The organism is Streptomyces sp. MspMP-M5 (genome assembly GCF_000373585.1).
Taxonomy (GTDB): Bacteria; Actinomycetota; Actinomycetes; order Streptomycetales; family Streptomycetaceae; genus Streptomyces.
Window position 1 is genome coordinate 46,897 of sequence record NZ_KB891853.1, and the last position, 17,460, is coordinate 64,356.

The window sequence follows — 17,460 nt, forward strand, 5'->3', positions numbered from 1 at the left end:
GAATGATCGAGGCAGTCGGCCTGACCAAGCGCTACGGGCCCAAGACGGCCGTGCACAACCTGTCGTTCCAGGTGCGTCCGGGCACCGTCACCGGCTTTCTGGGGCCCAACGGCTCCGGCAAGTCGACGACGATGCGGATGATCCTGGGCCTCGACGCCCCGACGTCGGGCCGGGCCACGATCGGCGGCCGCCCGTTCCGGCAGACCCCCAACGCGCCGCGCCAGGTGGGTGCGCTGCTGGACGCCAAGGCGGTGCACGGCGGGCGCAGTGCGCGGGCGCATCTGCTGTCGCTGGCGCAGCTGTCCGGCATTCCGGCCCGGCGGGTCGACGAGGTGCTGGGGGTGGTCGGTCTGCAGGAGGTGGCCAACCGCCGGTCGAAGGGGTTCTCGCTGGGCATGGGCCAGCGGCTGGGCATCGCGGCGGCGCTGCTCGGCGATCCGCAGGTGCTGCTCTTCGACGAGCCGGTCAACGGCCTGGACCCGGAGGGCATCCTGTGGGTGCGGAACCTCATGAAGCAGCTGGCGGCGGAGGGCCGTACGGTCTTCGTCTCCTCGCACCTGATGAGTGAGATGGCGCTGACCGCGGAGCACCTGATCGTGATCGGCCGCGGGCAGTTGCTCGCGGACATGCCGGTGAAGGACTTCATCTCGGCCAACTCCGCGGACTTCGCGCGGGTCCGGACGCCGGACGGTGCGCTGGAGCAGCGCGAGAAGCTGCTCGCGGCGGTCGCCGAGGCGGGCGGCCGGGCGGAGCCGGAGGCGGACGGGGCGCTGCGGGTGACGGGGCTGCCGCTGCCGCGGATCAGCGAGCTGGCGCACACCGCCGATGTCCGGCTGTGGGAGCTGTCGCCGCACCAGGCGTCGCTGGAGGAGGCGTACATGCGGATGACGCAGGGGGCCGTCGACTACCGCTCGACGGCCGACCAGCGGACCGGATTCCAGCCGGCGCCGGGCGGATACCCGCCGCCGGGCGCAGCTCCCCAGGGCGCCCAGGTGCCCCAGGGGTATGTGCCGGGGCAGCCGGGCGGGCCGGGTCAGGTACCGCCCGGGGCGTCCGCGCCGCCGCCGAACCCGTACGCGCAGCCGGGCCCGTACGCGCCGCCCGCCGGGCCCGCCCCGGTGCCGGGCGCCGCCGTGCCGCCGCCGCAGCGTCACCCTTACGGGGCACCCGCTCCGTACGGCGCACCGCACCCGTACGGGCAGCAGCCGCCGGCGCCGCCCGCCGCCCCCAAGCTCTCAACTCCGTTCGAGCAGGGGGAACCCCCATCCGCCGCCCAGCCCACGCCGCACACCCAGGACGTCCGATGACCAGCCCTCAGCAGCCGCAGCCCCAGCCGCAGCCGGAGCCCGCGCCGGAGCCCGGCGGGCAGCCGATGCCGCCCGCCGCTCCGCCCGCCGCTCCGCCCGCCGCTCCGGTGCCCGCCCCCGTCACGGGGCCCGCGCCCACCGCCGGGCCGATGCCGCCCGCGTCGCCGCAGCCGCCCGCCGAACAGCCTTCCCCCGCCGGGGAACCGGGGACGATGATGCTGCAGGCGCAGCCGCAGCCCGGGCCCGCCAAGGAGGCCGGCACGATGCTGCTCCAGGCGCAGCCGCCGGCCGGTGGCCACCCCGAGCCGCGGCCGCTGGCGGCGCACGGGCCGGGCGGACCGGGCGGACCGGGTAAGGAGGCCGGCACGATGATGCTCACCGTCTCCGCGCCCCCGCAGTCCCAGCAGGCGCAGCAGCCCCCACAGCAGCCCCAGGAGCCGCCGCAGGCACCGGCCCCGCAGCAGCCGCCGCACCCGCAGCAGCAGCCCGCCGCGGCCAACTGGCAGGCGGGCGGCGCCGGTTACGTCTCCCCCATACCCGTCCGCCCGACCCACCTGGGCCATGCGCTGGCCGCCGAGTGGACCAAGATCCGTTCGGTGCGCTCGACGATGTGGACGCTGGGCGTGATGGTGGCCCTGATCGTCGGCATCGGCCTGCTGACCGCCACCGCCCTGTCGGGCCACAAGGTCGGCCTCGGCATCGGCTACGGCTTCTTCAGCGTCATGCTGGGCACCCTGTGCATCATCCCGCTCGGCGTGCTGGTGATCTCGTCCGAGTACGGGACGGGGATGATCCGGACCACCATGACCGCCTGCCCCAGCCGGGCCCGGGTGCTGGCCGCCAAGGCGATCGTCTTCTTCGCGCTCGCCTTCGTGATCACGACGGTGTCCACCACGCTCGTGTCGCTCGCCCTGTCCGGCATGCTGGACGGCCGGGAGCCGACGGTCGGCGAGTGGCTGCGGTGCACGGTGGGCGCCGGACTCTACGTCTCGATGCTCGGCCTGCTGGCCATGGCGGTCGGCTCGCTGCTGCGGCACTCCGCGGGCGCCATCAGCGCCATGTTCGGGGTGGTCATGCTGCCGATGCTGCTCGCGGTGTTCATGATCGGCGCATCGAGCCTGGCGTGGCTCGCCAAGGGGCTGATCACCTACTCGGTGCCCAACTCGCTGGCGACGCTGTACGGCATGCCGTTCCTCGGTACCGACGGCGGGCCGGAGGGCTGGACCCCGCTGTGGATCCTGACCGGCGTCACCGCGGTCGCGCTGGGCGCGGCCTTCGTCGTCCAGGAGCGGCGCGACGTGTAACGCCTCAGTATCGGGGGGCATTTCGGGACCGCTGGAGCCGTGCGCTCCGGCGGTTCCGTGCGTTCCAGCAGGCTTTGTGCCAGTGCCGGCGGTCGTCGACGTCGCCGTGCCGGGGCCAGGTGACGACGTGCGGGACGCCGGGCGGAATCTCCTGGTCGCAGCCGGGGCAGCGGTAGTGCTTGGCCGCGCCGGCGGCGCCGACCGGCCGGACCACCCAGTCCTCGCCGCGCCATTCCTCGGTGGTCTCCAGTCCGTAGCGGCCGAGCCCCGGGTGGTCCGCGCGGGCTGCGTGGTCGGGGCGGTTCGCACCGCCTTGGCGGTTTCGACGCGGGGACACGGCACACCTCGGCAGGTCGAGAGCTGGGGGAGGGCTGTCACCAGCGTACGCGGCACGGTCAGGGGCAAACGCCCGCCGTCACGTTTCTGCGATCATCTGGAAATTTCGCGTCAGGCCGTGCCCTGGGCACGTGTCGCCCGTTGTTGCCGGGTGAGGAGGGGGTCGCGTCGGCTGCAAGGAGGCAGAGAGCGATGCGCGTAGGGGCTTTCATCCTGGCCGCCCAGTTCCCCGGTCAGGGGCAGGGGGAAGCACTGCACCGCGCGGTGCGTTCCGCACAGGTCGCGGAGCAGTCCGGACTCCACGAAGTCTGGCTCGCCGAACACCACTTCGTCCCGTACGGGGTCTGCCCGCAGGCGGCGACGCTGGCCGCGCTGCTGCTGGGGCGGACGAGCCGGATCGGGGTCGGGACGGCGGTCAGTGTGCTGCCGACCCAGCATCCGGTGGCGCTCGGCGAGCAGGCGGCGCTGCTGCACCTGACCTCGGAGGGGCGGTTCACGCTCGGGGTGGGCCGGGGCGGTCCCTGGGTGGATCTGGAGGTCTTCGGCTCCGGTCTGGCGGCGTACGACCGCGGTTTCCCGGAGTCGCTCGATCTGCTGCTGCGGTGGCTGCGCGAGCCGCGGGTGGGGGCGTGCGGTGAGCGCTATGCGTTCCGGGAGGTGGCGGTGGTGCCGCGGTCGGCCGAGGCGCTGGCCGACCCGGACGACCCGGACGGGCTGCTGGCCGGCCCGCCGGTGGTGGTGGCCTGCACCTCCCCGTCGTCGGTCAGGCTGGCGGCGGCCCGCGGGCTGCCGATGCTGCTGGGGATGCACTGCGGCGACGAGGAGAAGGCGGAGATGGTCGCGCTGTGGCGGTCGGCGGCGCTGGAGGCCGGCCGCGATCCGGTCGAGGTGGCCGCGGCAGAGCATGTCTCGGCGGGCGTGGTGCAGATCGCGGACGGCCGGGCGGCCGCGGTGGAGACGCTGACGAAGGCGATGCCGGGCTGGCTGCGGCAGGGCCTGGGGGCGCATGTGACGGTCGACGGCCGGTATCGGTCGATGCGCGATCCGCTGGCGTACACGGAGTTGCTGTGCGCGCTGCATCCGGTCGGCACTCCGGAGCTGTGCGCGGACCGGCTGGCGGCGACGGCGGAGCGTACGGGCATCAGGCGGTTCGCGCTGCTGGTGGAGGGCTCGGGCGATCTGGCGGCCACGGAGGAGAACGTCCGGCGGCTGGGTGCCGAGGTGCTGCCGCAGCTGGTGTGACCCCGCCCCCGCCGGGGTGGGAGCGGGGCGTGGCGTGCGGCACGTCTGGTCGGTGGTGCTGCCGCCGGTGCACGGCCCCGGAGGGTGCTCCGGCCGGCCCGCTCAGCGGCAGCAACTCCGATCAGCAGTCGCGGAGTTCGGGCGACTGGTTCAGCAACTGGCCGCGGATGGACGTGAAGCGGGCCAGCCGGTCGTCGGCGGCCGGGTCGAGCGGGAAGACCGCGACCCGGTGGCAGTTCTGGAAGGCGAGGCGCACACCGAAGTGACGCTCCAACGAGCCGCGGATGGCGTTGCTCGCCAGTGCGCGGAGCAGCTGGCCGCGCGCCTGCTCGTCCGGCGGCGGCGTCTGGTTGTCGGCGAACTCTCCGCCGTCCGCCTTCAGCCGGTCCACCAGAGAGCTGATCATCCCCCACGCGTAGGGCAGGGACGTCCGGACGCAGTCGACAAACACGGCTTCGTCGACCTCGCCTCGCTCGGCCTGTTCGAGGAGGGCCGGTGAGACGTCGAGCGACATGAGGTTCTCCTCTCGCGGCCCCGCCGGGACAGGTGGGGCCTCATGGATGGGACAAGGGGAATTCGCGACAGAGCGTGTTCGCCTCACGACCCCCCGCGTCAACGGTATGCCGCGCAAGGGGCCCGCACCAGGAGATTGCACATACAACCGGCCATGCCCGGGCGCCGGGGGTGCGGGGGTTTCCGCCGTAAAGAGACCCCGGTGCGGGGGCGAATCGCGTCGGCGGCCCCGATTCGAGTAGCGTGGCGCACCATGCGTCTCGTCATTGCCCGTTGCTCCGTGGACTACGCGGGCCGGCTCACCGCCCATCTGCCCTCCGCGCCCCGCCTCATCCTGGTGAAGGCGGACGGCTCCGTGTCCATCCACGCGGACGACCGGGCCTACAAACCCCTCAACTGGATGTCCCCGCCCTGCTCCCTCAAGGAGGGGGACGGCAATGTCTGGACGGTGGAGAACAAGGGCGGCGAGAAGCTCATCATCACCCTGGAGGAGGTCATGCACGACTCCTCGCACGAGCTGGGTGTGGACCCCGGCCTCATCAAGGACGGGGTGGAGGCCCACCTCCAGGAGCTGCTCGCCGACCGGATCGAGACACTGGGCGAGGGCTACTCGCTTATTCGGCGTGAATACCCCACTGCCATTGGCCCGGTGGATATCTTGTGCCGGGACGCCGACGGGCAGACCGTCGCCGTCGAGATCAAGCGGCGCGGTGAGATCGACGGTGTGGAGCAGCTCACCCGTTATCTCGAACTCCTCAACCGCGACCCGCACTTGGCCCCGGTGAAGGGCGTCTTCGCAGCTCAGGAGATCAAGCCGCAGGCCCGTGTGCTGGCCACCGATCGCGGCATCGGCTGTGTGGTGCTGGACTACGACGCACTGCGCGGCATCGAGGACGACAAGCTGCGGCTGTTCTGACCGGCCGCGCCGGCCGCACCGCGACGGCCCGGTACGGAAGTCGTCCGCCTCTTCGGCGGGCGGTCCGTACCGGGCCGTCGCGCGTTGCGTCGTGTGCCGGGTGGGGCGTACGGGGCGCCGGTGGCGTCAGCCGGCCGGAGTGCCCTGGCCGGATGCCGACTGGCCGGATGCCGGCCGGCCCGCGGACGGCGCGCCGGTGTCGTCGGCACTCCCGTTGCTGGTGGACGGTGCCACCGCGGAGTTGCTGCCGGACGGGCTGCCGCCCGAGCTGCCGCCGGAGGGCGTCGATGGCTCGCCGGTCGGGGTGACCGTGGGCTTGCCGGTCGGGGTGGGGTCGGGGGTGCCGGTGGGCCCGGTCGGCGTGGGGTGGGTGGGGGTGTCGGTGGGCTTGTGCGTGGGGTGGGTGGGGCGGCCGGTGGGCGAGGTGGGGCCGCCGCTGGCGGAGGTCGGGCCGCCGGTCGGGGTGCCGGGGCCGCTGGGGGCACCGGTGGTGCCGGGGGCGGACGGCGAGGTGGTGGCCCGGTGGCCGGGTGTGCCCGGGGTGCCGGGCCGGGTGGTGCCGGACCGGGTGGGCGGCAGGCCGGCGCCGGTGCCGGGCTCCTGGGCCGGCTCCTGCGCGTCGCCGCCGGCGGCCGGGGACTGGTCGGTGGTGACCTTGTCGTCGTGCCGGCCGGAGTTGTCGGAGGTCATGCCGAGGGTGACGACGGTGCCGAGCACGCCGGCCAGTACCACTCCGGCGGCGACCGCGAGGAGGTTGCGGCGGCCGGTGCGGCGGATGCCGCGCCCGAGTCCCCCGCCGGCGCCGGCCGCGGCGGCCTTGCCCGCCGTGCCGGGCTTCGCGGCGTGGGCGCCGTGCGCGGCCTTCCCGGACTTGCCGGCCGCGGCGAGCGGGAGCGCGGCGGTGGTGTCGCGCGGCGCCGCCGCTCCGCCCTGGTCGAACGGGGTGGCCAGGCCGGCGGCGGCCGGGGCGGACCCGGCGGTCCGGGTGGTGGCCGTGCCGGCCGGCCCCTCGGGGCGGACGACGGCGTGCAGCTTGGCGGTCGAGACGGCGTCGGGCGACGCCTCGCCGGCCGGTCCGGCGGCCGGGTCGCGGGGCTCCGGCGCGTCCGTGGCATCCGCCGCGGCGGCCCCGGCGTCGCCGGACGCGGGGGCGACGGCCGCCAGCAGCGTCGTCGGCGCGTTCGCCGCGGCGGCCCGGGACCGGTCGATGACCAGGGCGAGGGCCCGCCGTCCGGCGATCGCCCCGTCGCGGTCGGAGAGCACCCCGCGCAGCCCGATGGACGCCTCCAGCTCGGCGCGCGCCCGGTCGACGTTGCCGCTGCACAGCGCGAGCACACCCAGGTCGTGGTGGAAGTACGCCTCCTCGGCGACCTCGCCGGCCAGCCGGGCGGCCTCCTGGCCGTGCCGCAGGCTGCGCTCCCAGGCGCTCCAGTGCAGCGCCGCGGCGAACGCGGGCGCGGCGGTGCGGGCCAGCAGCACCGCGGCGGCCGGGTGGCCGCTCTCCCGGCTGCCGGTCAGCACACCCATGGTGGCCAGCACCGCGTCGGACTCGGCGGCGGCCCGCTCGGGGGTGACCGAGGGGTGCCCGGCCCACCAGGCGTAGTGCTGGGCCGCGGTGTGCGCCCGGGCGGGGGCGCCCTCGGCGTAGCCGGCGGCGGTGAGCTGTTCCTGGACGGTGGCGGCGAGGCGGTAGTGCCCGCCGGCCGGGCTGATCAGGCCGCAGCCGAGCAGTTCGCCGAGGGCGGCGTCGGCGTGGGTGTCCTGGGTGAGGGCCGGCAGATGGGCCTGGTGCGGCAATTCGCCGTTGAGGGCGACCGCGAAGCGAAGGGTCTCCTGGGCGGCGGCGCCGAGCCGTTCGGCGAGCAGCGGGGCGGGCGCGGCGGCCTCGCCGACGGCCGGCAGCGGGACCTCGGGGCGCTGCTCCGGGTCGGCCGTGCCGTCCTCGGGGAAGAGGCCGTAGCCGTCGTCGAGGGCGCCCGGTTCGATCCGGGCCTTGTCGCGCTGCCGCAGCAGGGCGGCGCCCTGGACGAAGCGCAGCGGCAGCCCCTCGGACTCGAACCACAGGTCGGCGGCCCAGGCCGTCTCGTCCTTGGTGAGCGGGCGGTCCAGGGCGCGCTCCAGCAGCCGCCGGCCGGCATCCTTGCCGATCCCGCCGACGAAGACCTCCTCGACGTGCGCGCCGGCGCTGGGCGCGGGCACGTCGGGGGTGGCGGCGAGGAGGAAGGCGCACTCGGGGGTGGCGTCCAGCAGCTCGTCGAGCGCGGCGCCGCCGAACTCCAGGTCGTCCAGGACGACGACCGCGCCGATGCCGCCGAGCAGGCGCAGCAGCTCGGGCCGCTCCGGGCGGTGCTGCGGGGCCCGGTAGACGGCCGCGAAGAGGGCGTACAGGACGTCGGTGACGGTGCGGTGGTAGCCGGAGAGCCGCACCACGCCGTCCGGGGCGAGGTCGGCGACGCGGCCGGCGACCGCGTCCAGCAGCCGGGTGCGGCCGGAGCCGGCGGGGCCGGTGACGCGCACCGAGCGGCCGCGGGAGAGCAGCCGCTCCAGCCGGGCGATGTCCTCGTCCCGCTCTTCGAGGGGGATCTCGTGGCCGGCGAACGAGACCGGTCCGGAGGGCACCGGCGGCTGGGCGGCGCGGGCCGCGGCGGCGCGCTCCTGGGCGTCCAGCTTCTCGGGCGGGGCGGGGCGCTCGCCGGGCGGGCAGGGCTGTATCTCACAGCCGTCGACGGGGTTGACGGTCACGAGGTAGTTGCCCGAGACGAGCCGGACGACGCGGGCGAGGCCGCCGGATCCGGCCTGCCGGCCGGCGGACTCGGGGGCCGGCGGACCGGCCGTACCGGCCTGCTCGCCGTGCTCCTCGGGGCCCGGGTGGGTGTTCGGGTCCATGCTGCAAGCTCTCCAGAATGTGCGTGCCGTCGGTGCTTCCGGCCGTCCGCACTCCCCCGGCTCCGGCGGATCTCCTCAGCCGTCGCGTCTGGTCCGGTACCCCGCCGCGGATGATGACACACGGCGGACAACCGAACCATAGACCGATCCCGGGCCGGGGGCACAGCCGGGGCGGCACCTTGACGAGAACGACACCAGATCAGCGGAAATGCACGTCTTGCGGCATTCCTCCCGATCCATCCCAGCGATCCGAGCCGCCCCCGCCGCCCGCTGCGGCCCCGGCGGGGGGCGGCCACGGAGCGGGGACGGGCACCTCCCCGTCCACCGCCCCGCTCCTCACACCCGGGGCAGCGACTCCGCCTCGATCCCGCCCTCGATGGCGAGGATGCGGTGCAGCCGGGTGGCGACCAGCAGCCGCTGCATCTGCGGCGGCACCCCACGCAGCACCAGCCGGCGGTTGTTGCGGCCGGCCCGGCGGTGCACGCCCATGATCACGCCGAGGCCGGTGGCGTCCCACGAGTCCAGTTCGGTCAGGTCCAGCACCAGATCACCCCGGCCGGAGTCCACGGCGGCGTGCAGGGCCGTGCGGGCGTCCGCCGCGCTGCGGACGTCGAGGCGGCCCCCGACGACCAGCTCGGCGTGGTCGCCCCTGATGTGCATATGCGCTCCCCGATGTCATGGGTTGTGGTGCATTGTCGTCTACCGAACTGACTGCCTCTCATACGGCGAAGTTGCCGTCTGTAAGCGAACCGATACCGAAATCACCCCGGCGGGTGACCCCGTCGGAGTACAGCCCTGACGCGGTATCAGTGGGTGTAGAAGCCCTGGCCGCTCTTGCGGCCGATGTCGCCGGCGTCCACCATGCGGCGCATGATCTCCGGCGGGGCGAACTTCTCGTCCTGGGACTCGGTGTAGATGTTCTCGGTGGCGTGCAGCAGGATGTCGACGCCCGTCAGGTCGGCGGTGGCCAGCGGCCCCATCGCGTGACCGAAGCCCAGCTTGCAGGCGATGTCGATGTCCTCGGCGCTGGCCACGCCGGACTCGTAGAGCTTGGCGGCCTCGACGACCAGCGCCGAGATCAGCCGGGTGGTGACAAAGCCGGCCACATCGCGGTTGACCACCACGCAGGTCTTGCCGACCGACTCGGCGAACTCCCGGGCGGCGGCGAGGGTTTCGTCGCTGGTCTTGTAGCCGCGCACCAGCTCGCAGAGCTGCATCATCGGCACCGGCGAGAAGAAGTGGGTGCCGACCACCCGCTCGGGCCGGGCGGTGGCCGCGGCGATCTTGGTGATCGGGATCGCGGAGGTGTTGGAGGCCAGCACCGCGTCGTCCTTGGCGAGCTTGTCCAGCGCCTGGAAGATCTCCCGCTTGACCTCGATCTTCTCGAAGACCGCCTCCACGACGACGTCCGCGTCGGCGACCGCGTCCAGGTCGGTGGTGGTGGTGATACGGCCCAGCGCCTCCTCGGCGGCGGCCGCCTCCAGCTTGCCCTTGGCGACGAACTTCTCGAAGGAGGACGCGATGCCGCCCTTGCCGCGGGCCAGCGCCTCGTCCGTCACATCGCGGAGGACGACGTCCCAGCCGGCCTGGGCCGAGACCTGCGCGATTCCGGAACCCATCAGTCCGGCGCCGATGACGGCAAGCTTCTTTGCCACTGCTTGTCCCCTCACACCCTGTGCATTTGACGGTCCTGAGTGACGTTAGCGGTCACCGGCGATCGATTGGCGGGGAAGAGATGCGCGTCACGTCTCCAAAGGAAGACATCACACCCACGGGCTGCGGCGCGCACCCGGAAGGCCGTCAGCCGGCCGCCCCCGGTAAGTAGTTGAGGGGCTTTCGGCCGGGCGCCGCCACCGTCCGTCCCGTCCCGTCCCGCAGGGCGAACGCCCCGGTGCAGCCCTCGACGGTGCCCTCCGTGGCGAGCCCGCGGCGACCGCCTCGGCCCGCGCGGGGCGGCACCGTCGCGGGCCCCGCGCGGCCGGGCCGTCCGCCGGGCCGCGGCGTAGTCTCCCTCGTATGGTGAATCTGACCCGCATCTACACCCGTACCGGAGACAAGGGCACCACCGCGCTCGGCGACATGAGCCGGACCGCCAAGACCGACGCCCGCATCGCGGCGTACGCGGACGCCAACGAGGCCAACGCGGCGATCGGCGTGGCGCTGGCCCTCGGCGCGCTGCCGGAGGAGATCACCGCGGTGCTGCTGCGGGTGCAGAACGACCTCTTCGACGTCGGCGCCGACCTGTCGACCCCGGTCGTGGCGGACCCGAAGTTCCCGCCGCTGCGCGTCGAGCAGTCCTACGTCGACAAGCTGGAGGCGGACTGCGACCGCTTCCTGGAAGGGCTGGAGAAGCTGCGCAGCTTCATCCTCCCCGGCGGTACCCCCGGCGCCGCCCTGCTCCACCAGGCGTGCACCGTCGTCCGCCGGGCCGAGCGCTCCACCTGGGCGGCCCTGGAGCAGTACGGCGAGACCATGAACCCGCTCACCGCCACCTACCTCAACCGCCTCTCCGACCTCCTGTTCATCCTGGCCCGCACGGCCAACAAGGAGACCGGGGACGTGCTGTGGGTGCCGGGCGGCGAGCGCTGAGCGGAGTCCGGCACCGGCGCGGCCCAGCCCCACGCCGGCGCGGCTCCGGCCCGGCTCCGTCAGAAGCGACCTAGCGCAGGATCTTCGCTGCGCGCCGGGCCGGCGTCTCGTCCGGCGCGGCCCGGTCCTTGGGCCGCTGTTTCGGCCAGATCAGGTACGTCAGCGTGATCACCCCGTGGATCACCACGAGGCGCAGGCCCGCCGCCTGCGAGCTCCGGAGCGACGAGACGTCGCCGTCGCCGCCGACGTACCAGATCGCGCCCTGGAGCAGCCCGGCCGCCACCGCGGCCATCAGCACCGTGCGCAGCCACAGTGTCACCTCGTACCGGAAGCGCTCCCTTCCGTACCGCTTGACCGGCGGCGGACCACCGGCGAAGCGGTGCGCGACGTACCGGTCGACCCACTTGATCGTGTGGTGGCCGTAGGCGACGGTGAAGCCGATGTAGAGGGCGGCCAGGCCGTGCTTCCAATCGGCGGCGGCGCCGTTCTTCAGGTCGATCGCGGTGACGATCAGCAGCACCAGTTCCAGCAGCGGCTCCAGCAGCAGCACCGCCGCCCCCGTCTTCGGCATCCGCGCCAGATAGCGCAGCGCCAGGCCGACGGCGAGCAGCACCCAGAAGCCGACCTCACAGGCGATGATCAGCGTGACGACCACGGCGGTCCCTCCTCTCCGGCAGCTCCCCGTACCGGGCGGCTCCGGGAGGTCCGGGGCCGTCCGAGCGGCCGGTCCCCTCCAGCCTCCCAGCCGCCGGTGCCCGGTCCGTCGTCTGCGGCGACGATTCCGGCTGCGACTTTCGATGTAGGAGGCCGGGTCACGGGGCGCCCGGCACGGTCCGTCTCCCCGCCGTGGCGACGGCCGGCGCCGCCGCCGTGTTTGATGGAGGGGTGAACGCCCCCTCCCCCGTCGCGTGTGCCCGGCCGCACCGGCATGACGTGCTCGCCGCGGGCGGCGGACTGGCCGGCGGGCTGATGCTGTGGGCGCTCGGCCTGTACGGCGGACCGCCGCTGCTCGGCCTGCCCCCGGCACTGACCCTGCTCGCGCTCACCGTGATGGCCGCCGCCGAACTGCTGCGCCGGACCGCCCCGTTGGCCGCGCTGGCCCTGGCGCTGCCCGCGCTGGCGCTGGACTCCTGCGCCGGCACACTGGCCGCCACCGTCCTGATGTTCACCGACGTGGTCTATGCCGCGGTGCTCTACGGTCCGCCGGCCGCCGCCCGCCGGATCCCGGTGGCCTCGGTGCTGCTGACGGTGCTCGCCACCGCCGTGACCGCGGTGTTCTGGCACAGCCCGCAGGTGGTCCTGATCGGCATCGTGATCGCGCTGGTCACCGTGGCCCCGGCCTGGACCGGCCTGATCATCCGCGACCACCGGGACGCCGCGCAGGCCGCCCGGCTGCGGGCCGAACAGACCGCGCTGCTGGCCGAGATGGACCGCACCCAGGCGGTGGCCGGCGAACGCGCCCGGATGGCACGGGAACTGCACGACCTGGTCGCCAACCACCTGTCCGCGATCGCCATCCACGCCACCGCCGCGCAGACCCTCGACGAGCCCGACGCGACCCGGGCCGCGCTCGGCGTGATCCGCGAGAACAGCGTCCAGGGCCTGGCCGAAATGCGCCGGCTCATCGGCCTGTTGCGGGACGCGAACACCACCGGGGACGGGCCGGCGGCCACCCCCACCCTCGACGGGCTGGCCGCACTGGTCGCCCAGGCCCGTGCGAACGGCGCCGCCAGTGGCCTGGAGTTCGTCCTGGACGACGGCCGGGGGCCGGCCGGGGCGGGCACCGAAAAGCCGTCCGCGCCGGTCGAGTTGGCCGCGTACCGCATCGTCCAGGAGTCGCTGACCAACGCGCTCAAGCACGCCGCGCCCGGCGAGGTCCGGGTGCGGATCGCCCACGGCGCCGGCGGGGCGCTCACCGTCACCGTCCGCAGCCCGTACGCCGACCGACCGGGGCCCCGCGCGCCCGGCTCCGGGGCCGGGCTGACCGGCATGCGGGAGCGGATCGCCCTACTGGGCGGGGAGTTCGACGCCGGCCCCGAAGGCGGGCCGGACGGAAGCGTCTGGCTGGTACGGGCGGCACTGCCCGCCACCGGGAAGGGAGAGCAACGATGACCGGCGCCGCCGCGCGGCCCATCCGGGTCCTGGTCGCCGAGGACCAGTCCGCCGTACGGGCCGGGCTGGTCCTCATCCTGGGGACCGCACCCGACATCGAGGTCGCCGGGGAAGCCGTGGACGGCGAGGAGGCGGTCCGGCTGGCCGGCGCGCTGCGCCCCGATCTCGTCCTCATGGACATCCAGATGCCCCGGCTGGACGGGGTCTCGGCCACCCGCCGGATCACCGAGGAGGGACTGGCCGACGTCCTGGTGCTGACCACCTTCGACCTGGACGAATACGTCTTCGGCGCGCTGCGCGCGGGCGCCGCGGGCTTCCTGCTCAAGGACAGCGACGCGGCGACGCTGCTCGGCGCGGTGCGCACGGTGGCGTCCGGCGAGGGGCTCATCGCGCCGGCGGTGACCCGGCGGCTGATCGCCGAGTTCGCCCGGACGCGGCCGACGGCCCGGCCGTCGCGGGACCGGACGGCCCCGGACCCGGCGGTCCTGGACGCGCTGACCCCGCGCGAGCGGGAGGTGCTGGGATGCCTGGGCGAGGGGCTGTCGAACGCCGATATCGCGCTGCGCCTGGCGATGGCGGAGGCCACCGTGAAGACCCACGTCAGCCGACTGCTGAACAAGCTCGCGCTCCGCAGCCGCCTCCAAGCAGCCGTCCTGGCCCAGGAGTTGGGGGTGGAGGCACCTTAGGGGCGCGGTGGGGGGCAGTGGGGGCACCGTAGGGGCCGGCCGAACGGATCCCGTAGGGGACGCGAGGCCCCCCTGCGGGGCCACAACGGTCGGGAGGCGGGCGCTATTCCGGCCTCACGCCACATTCACCCGCTGCCCCGGCGGGGCCGCCTCCAGCCAGGCGAGGAAGCCGGTGAGGGCGTCCTCGCTCATCGCCAGTTCGACGCGGACGCCGCCGTGGGCGCAGGCCAGCACGATGGAGTCGGAGAGCAGCGCGAGCTCCTCCTCGCCCTGTGGGGTGCGGCGCGCCAGCACCTCGATGGCGGAGCGCTCCAGCAGGCGACGGGGCCGGGGCGCGTACGAGAACACCCGGAACCACTCGATCCGGTCGCCGTTGTACCGCGCCACGCCGTAGATCCAGCCCTTGCCGCTGGGCTCGTCCTCCGGCACGTTCCAGCGCAGGCTGCAGTCGAAGGTGCCGCCGGGTCGCTGGATGAGCCGTCGCCTCAGTCCGAAGACGAACAGCCCCAGCAGGACCAGCAGCACGACCGCGCCGCTCACAAGCAGAGCGAGGACCATCTCGACCGACCTCCTCGCCTCGGTGGGGGTGGCCCCGGACGGGGTCCGGGGCAGGGAAACGCACCTGCATTGCCTCAGCCGCGGACCGCTCCGGAACTCCGGGCAGCCCGCGGCTGAGGATCGATCTCGACGGTGACGGAGCTCAGTGAGCGCCCGCCACCGCGCGCAGCCGGACGTCGGCGCGGCGCTCGGCGGCTGCGTCAGCATCCGACTTCGCCCGCTCCAGGGCCCGCTCCGCACGCTGGACATCGATCTCGTCCGACAGCTCGGCGATCTCCGCGAGCAGAGACAGCTTGTTGTCGGCGAACGAGATGAAACCGCCGTGCACCGCGGCGACGACGGTGCCGTCCCCGCTCTCGCCGGTCGTACGAATCGTCACCGGGCCCGACTGCAGCACGCCGAGCAGCGGCTGGTGTCCGGGCATGACGCCGATGTCGCCCGACGAGGTGCGCGCGACGACCAGGCTGGCCTCGCCGGACCAGACCTGCCGGTCCGCGGCGACCAACTCGACGTGCAGCTCAGCCACGATGGCTCCTCGGGTCTCCACCTGCCTGGTGTGGCAGATGTTGGGTCAAATACTAGTGGTCGTACGGGCCGGGGACGGCCAGGGCCGCCCCCGGTCCGGGAGCACGGGTCAGGAGACGCCAAGCTCCTTGGCGTTGTTCTTGAGGTCCTCGAGACCACCGCACATGAAGAACGCCTGCTCCGGGAAGTGGTCGAACTCGCCGTCGGCGATCGCGTTGAAGGCCGCGATCGACTCGTCCAGCGGCACGTCCGAACCGTCGACACCGGTGAACTGCTTCGCCACGTGGGTGTTCTGGGAGAGGAAGCGCTCGATCCGGCGGGCGCGGTAGACCGTGAGCCGGTCCTCCTCGCTGAGCTCGTCCATACCCAGGATGGAGATGATGTCCTGGAGGTCCTTGTACTTCTGCAGGATCGACTTCACGCGCGAGGCGCAGTTGTAGTGGTCCTGCGAGATGTAGCGCGGGTCCAGGATCCGGGACGTCGAGTCCAGCGGGTCGACCGCCGGGTAGATGCCCTTCTCCGAGATCGGACGGGAGAGGACCGTCGTCGCGTCGAGGTGCGCGAAGGTCGTCGCCGGGGCCGGGTCGGTCAGGTCGTCCGCGGGGACGTAGATCGCCTGCATCGAGGTGATCGAGTGACCGCGGGTCGAGGTGATGCGCTCCTGGAGGAGACCCATCTCGTCGGCCAGGTTCGGCTGGTAGCCCACCGCGGAGGGCATGCGGCCGAGCAGGGTCGAGACCTCGGAACCGGCCTGGGTGAAGCGGAAGATGTTGTCGATGAAGAACAGCACGTCCTGCTTCTGGACGTCGCGGAAGTACTCGGCCATGGTGAGGCCGGCCAGCGCGACGCGCAGACGGGTGCCCGGGGGCTCGTCCATCTGGCCGAAGACCAGCGCGGTCTTGTCGATGACGCCGGAGTCGGTCATCTCCTCGATGAGGTCGTTGCCCTCACGGGTGCGCTCGCCGACACCGGCGAACACGGAGACACCGTCGTGGTTGTTGGCGACGCGGTAGATCATCTCCTGGATGAGCACCGTCTTGCCGACGCCGGCGCCGCCGAACAGGCCGATCTTGCCGCCCTTGACGTACGGGGTCAGCAGGTCGATGACCTTGATGCCGGTCTCGAACATCTCGGTCTTCGACTCGAGCTGGTCGAAGGACGGGGCCTTGCGGTGGATCGGCCAGCGCTCGGTGACCTCGGAAGCCGCCTCCGGCTTGTTGAGGATCTCACCGAGGGTGTTGAACACCTTGCCCTTGGTGATGTCCCCGACCGGCACGGTGATGCCGTTGCCGGTGTTGGTCACCGTGGCCTGGCGGACCAGGCCGTCGGTGGGCTGCATGGAGATCGCCCGGACCAGGCCCTCGCCGAGGTGCTGTGCGACCTCGAGCGTCAGGGTCTTGGTGGCGCCGGCCTCGGCCGGGTCGGCGACCTCGACGGTCAGCGCGTTGTAGATGTCCGGCATCGCGTCGACGGGGAACTCCACGTCGACGACCGGGCCGATGACCCGGGCGACGCGGCCCGTGGCAGCGGCCGTCTCAACAGTGGTGGTCATAGTTGTCAGTCACTCCCCGCGGTCGCGTCGGCCAGTGCGGCACTGCCGCCGACGATCTCGCTGATTTCCTGGGTGATTTCGGCCTGGCGGGCCGCATTGGCAAGCCGCGAGAGCGACTTGATGAGGTCTTCCGCGTTGTCGGTCGCCGACTTCATCGCACGCCGGGTGGCGGCGTGCTTGGAGGCGGCGGCCTGCAGCAGCGCGTTGTAGATCCGCGACTCCACGTACCGCGGCAGCAGGGCGTCCAGGACGTCCTCGGCCGACGGCTCGAAGTCGTAGAGCGGGAGGATCTCGCCCTTGGACTTCTCTTCGGACTCTTCCGCGGCGGCCTTGTCGAGAGACAGCGGCAGCAGACGGTCGTCCAGCGCGTTCTGCGTCATCATCGAGACGAACTCGGTGTAGACGATGTGGAGTTCGTCCACCCCGCCCTCGGCCGTGTCCTTCTGGACCGCCTCGATCAGCGGGGCGGCGATCTTCTTGGCGTCGCCGTAGTTCGGGCTGTCGGTGAAGCCGGTCCACGACTCCACGACCTTCCGCTCGCGGAAGCCGTAGTACGACACACCCTTGCGGCCGACGATGTAGGTGTCGACCTCCTTGCCCTCGGCCTTGAGGCGCTTGGTGAGCGCCTCCGCGGTCTTGATGACGTTGGACGAGTAGGCACCGGCCAGACCGCGGTCGCTCGTGATGAGCAACAGCGCGGCCCGGGACGGCTGCTCCGTCTCGGTGGTCAGCGGGTGCTGGGTGTTCGAACCCGTCGCAACCGCGGTCACCGCGCGGGTCAGTTCACTGGCGTACGGCGTCGATGCCGCCACCTGGCGCTGCGCCTTGACGACGCGCGAGGCGGCGATCATCTCCATCGCCCTGGTGATCTTCTTGGTCGCGGAGACGGAGCGGATACGACGCTTGTAGACCCGGAGCGAGGCTCCCATGGATC

Annotated in this window: 17 protein-coding genes; 7 read left to right on the top strand and 10 right to left on the bottom strand. The window is 73.2% G+C overall.

What is annotated here, in order from left to right; translation table 11 throughout:
• Window positions 1-2: 2 nt before the first annotated feature.
• Together B073_RS0100200 and B073_RS0100205 are read left to right on the top strand one after the other, a co-directional pair.
• Window positions 3-1,307: an ABC transporter ATP-binding protein gene (locus tag B073_RS0100200; protein ID WP_018536070.1), complete on the top strand. Its 1,305-nt coding sequence runs from the start codon at window positions 3-5 to the stop codon at window positions 1,305-1,307.
• Window positions 1,304-2,611, top strand: a complete 1,308-nt coding sequence (locus B073_RS0100205) for an ABC transporter permease (RefSeq protein ID WP_026246909.1) — start codon at window positions 1,304-1,306, stop codon at window positions 2,609-2,611. The genes B073_RS0100200 and B073_RS0100205 overlap by 4 nt, the downstream gene beginning before the upstream one ends.
• A gap of 4 nt (window positions 2,612-2,615) precedes the next feature.
• Here the strand turns inward: B073_RS0100205 and B073_RS0100210 are convergent, their stop codons facing one another.
• Window positions 2,616-2,948 (bottom strand): hypothetical protein, encoded by a 333-nt coding sequence (locus tag B073_RS0100210; RefSeq protein WP_018536072.1) that lies wholly within the window; start codon window positions 2,946-2,948, stop codon window positions 2,616-2,618.
• A gap of 191 nt (window positions 2,949-3,139) precedes the next feature.
• Here B073_RS0100210 and B073_RS0100215 point away from each other — a divergent pair, with 191 nt between their 5' ends.
• Window positions 3,140-4,189: an LLM class flavin-dependent oxidoreductase gene (locus B073_RS0100215; protein ID WP_018536073.1), complete on the top strand. Its 1,050-nt coding sequence runs from the start codon at window positions 3,140-3,142 to the stop codon at window positions 4,187-4,189.
• 121 nt (window positions 4,190-4,310) lie between these two features.
• Here B073_RS0100215 and B073_RS0100220 read toward each other — a convergent pair whose 3' ends face one another.
• The gene (locus B073_RS0100220; protein WP_018536074.1) at window positions 4,311-4,703 is read right to left on the bottom strand and encodes an SCO5389 family protein; all 393 of its coding nucleotides are present in this window, start codon (window positions 4,701-4,703) and stop codon (window positions 4,311-4,313) included.
• A 252-nt stretch (window positions 4,704-4,955) separates the two neighbouring features.
• Here B073_RS0100220 and nucS point away from each other — a divergent pair, with 252 nt between their 5' ends.
• Window positions 4,956-5,618, top strand: coding sequence for an endonuclease NucS (gene nucS / locus B073_RS0100225; protein WP_026246910.1), 663 nt, complete (start codon window positions 4,956-4,958; stop codon window positions 5,616-5,618).
• Between the two features lie 126 nt (window positions 5,619-5,744).
• Here nucS and B073_RS0100230 read toward each other — a convergent pair whose 3' ends face one another.
• From B073_RS0100230 to B073_RS0100240, 3 genes are all read right to left on the bottom strand, one after another.
• Entirely contained in the window at window positions 5,745-8,504 is a 2,760-nt protein-coding gene (locus B073_RS0100230) for an ATP-binding protein (RefSeq protein WP_018536076.1), read from the bottom strand.
• Between the two features lie 336 nt (window positions 8,505-8,840).
• Entirely contained in the window at window positions 8,841-9,164 is a 324-nt protein-coding gene (locus tag B073_RS0100235; protein WP_018536077.1) for an STAS domain-containing protein, read from the bottom strand.
• A gap of 146 nt (window positions 9,165-9,310) precedes the next feature.
• Window positions 9,311-10,159, bottom strand: a complete 849-nt coding sequence (locus B073_RS0100240) for a 3-hydroxyacyl-CoA dehydrogenase family protein (protein WP_018536078.1) — start codon at window positions 10,157-10,159, stop codon at window positions 9,311-9,313.
• A 361-nt stretch (window positions 10,160-10,520) separates the two neighbouring features.
• Between B073_RS0100240 and B073_RS0100245 the strand changes: the two genes are divergently transcribed.
• Window positions 10,521-11,093, top strand: coding sequence for a cob(I)yrinic acid a,c-diamide adenosyltransferase (locus tag B073_RS0100245; RefSeq protein ID WP_018536079.1), 573 nt, complete (start codon window positions 10,521-10,523; stop codon window positions 11,091-11,093).
• Between the two features lie 70 nt (window positions 11,094-11,163).
• Here the strand turns inward: B073_RS0100245 and B073_RS0100250 are convergent, their stop codons facing one another.
• Window positions 11,164-11,748 carry a hypothetical protein gene (locus tag B073_RS0100250; protein ID WP_018536080.1) on the bottom strand — a complete coding sequence of 195 codons (585 nt, stop codon included), beginning with the start codon at window positions 11,746-11,748 and terminating at the stop codon, window positions 11,164-11,166.
• A gap of 230 nt (window positions 11,749-11,978) precedes the next feature.
• Here B073_RS0100250 and B073_RS0100255 point away from each other — a divergent pair, with 230 nt between their 5' ends.
• A complete protein-coding gene (locus B073_RS0100255) occupies window positions 11,979-13,205 on the top strand; it encodes a histidine kinase (protein WP_018536081.1) in 1,227 nt (408 codons plus the stop codon).
• The gene (locus B073_RS0100260) at window positions 13,202-13,891 is read left to right on the top strand and encodes a response regulator (RefSeq protein WP_018536082.1); all 690 of its coding nucleotides are present in this window, start codon (window positions 13,202-13,204) and stop codon (window positions 13,889-13,891) included. Before B073_RS0100255 ends, B073_RS0100260 begins: the two co-directional genes overlap by 4 nt.
• Before the next feature lie 114 nt (window positions 13,892-14,005).
• Here B073_RS0100260 and B073_RS0100265 read toward each other — a convergent pair whose 3' ends face one another.
• The 4 genes from B073_RS0100265 to B073_RS0100280 form a co-directional block, all read right to left on the bottom strand.
• Window positions 14,006-14,449, bottom strand: coding sequence for a DUF2550 domain-containing protein (locus B073_RS0100265; protein WP_018536083.1), 444 nt, complete (start codon window positions 14,447-14,449; stop codon window positions 14,006-14,008).
• Window positions 14,450-14,591: 142 nt separating this feature from the next.
• Window positions 14,592-14,975, bottom strand: coding sequence for a F0F1 ATP synthase subunit epsilon (locus tag B073_RS0100270; protein ID WP_018536084.1), 384 nt, complete (start codon window positions 14,973-14,975; stop codon window positions 14,592-14,594).
• Window positions 14,976-15,083: 108 nt separating this feature from the next.
• Window positions 15,084-16,526, bottom strand: a complete 1,443-nt coding sequence (gene atpD, locus B073_RS0100275; RefSeq protein WP_018536085.1) for a F0F1 ATP synthase subunit beta — start codon at window positions 16,524-16,526, stop codon at window positions 15,084-15,086.
• Window positions 16,527-16,531: 5 nt separating this feature from the next.
• On the bottom strand, window positions 16,532-17,455 hold the full coding sequence (locus B073_RS0100280; RefSeq protein ID WP_018536086.1) for a F0F1 ATP synthase subunit gamma: 924 nt from the start codon (window positions 17,453-17,455) through the stop codon (window positions 16,532-16,534).
• Between the last annotated feature and the right edge of the window lie 5 nt (window positions 17,456-17,460).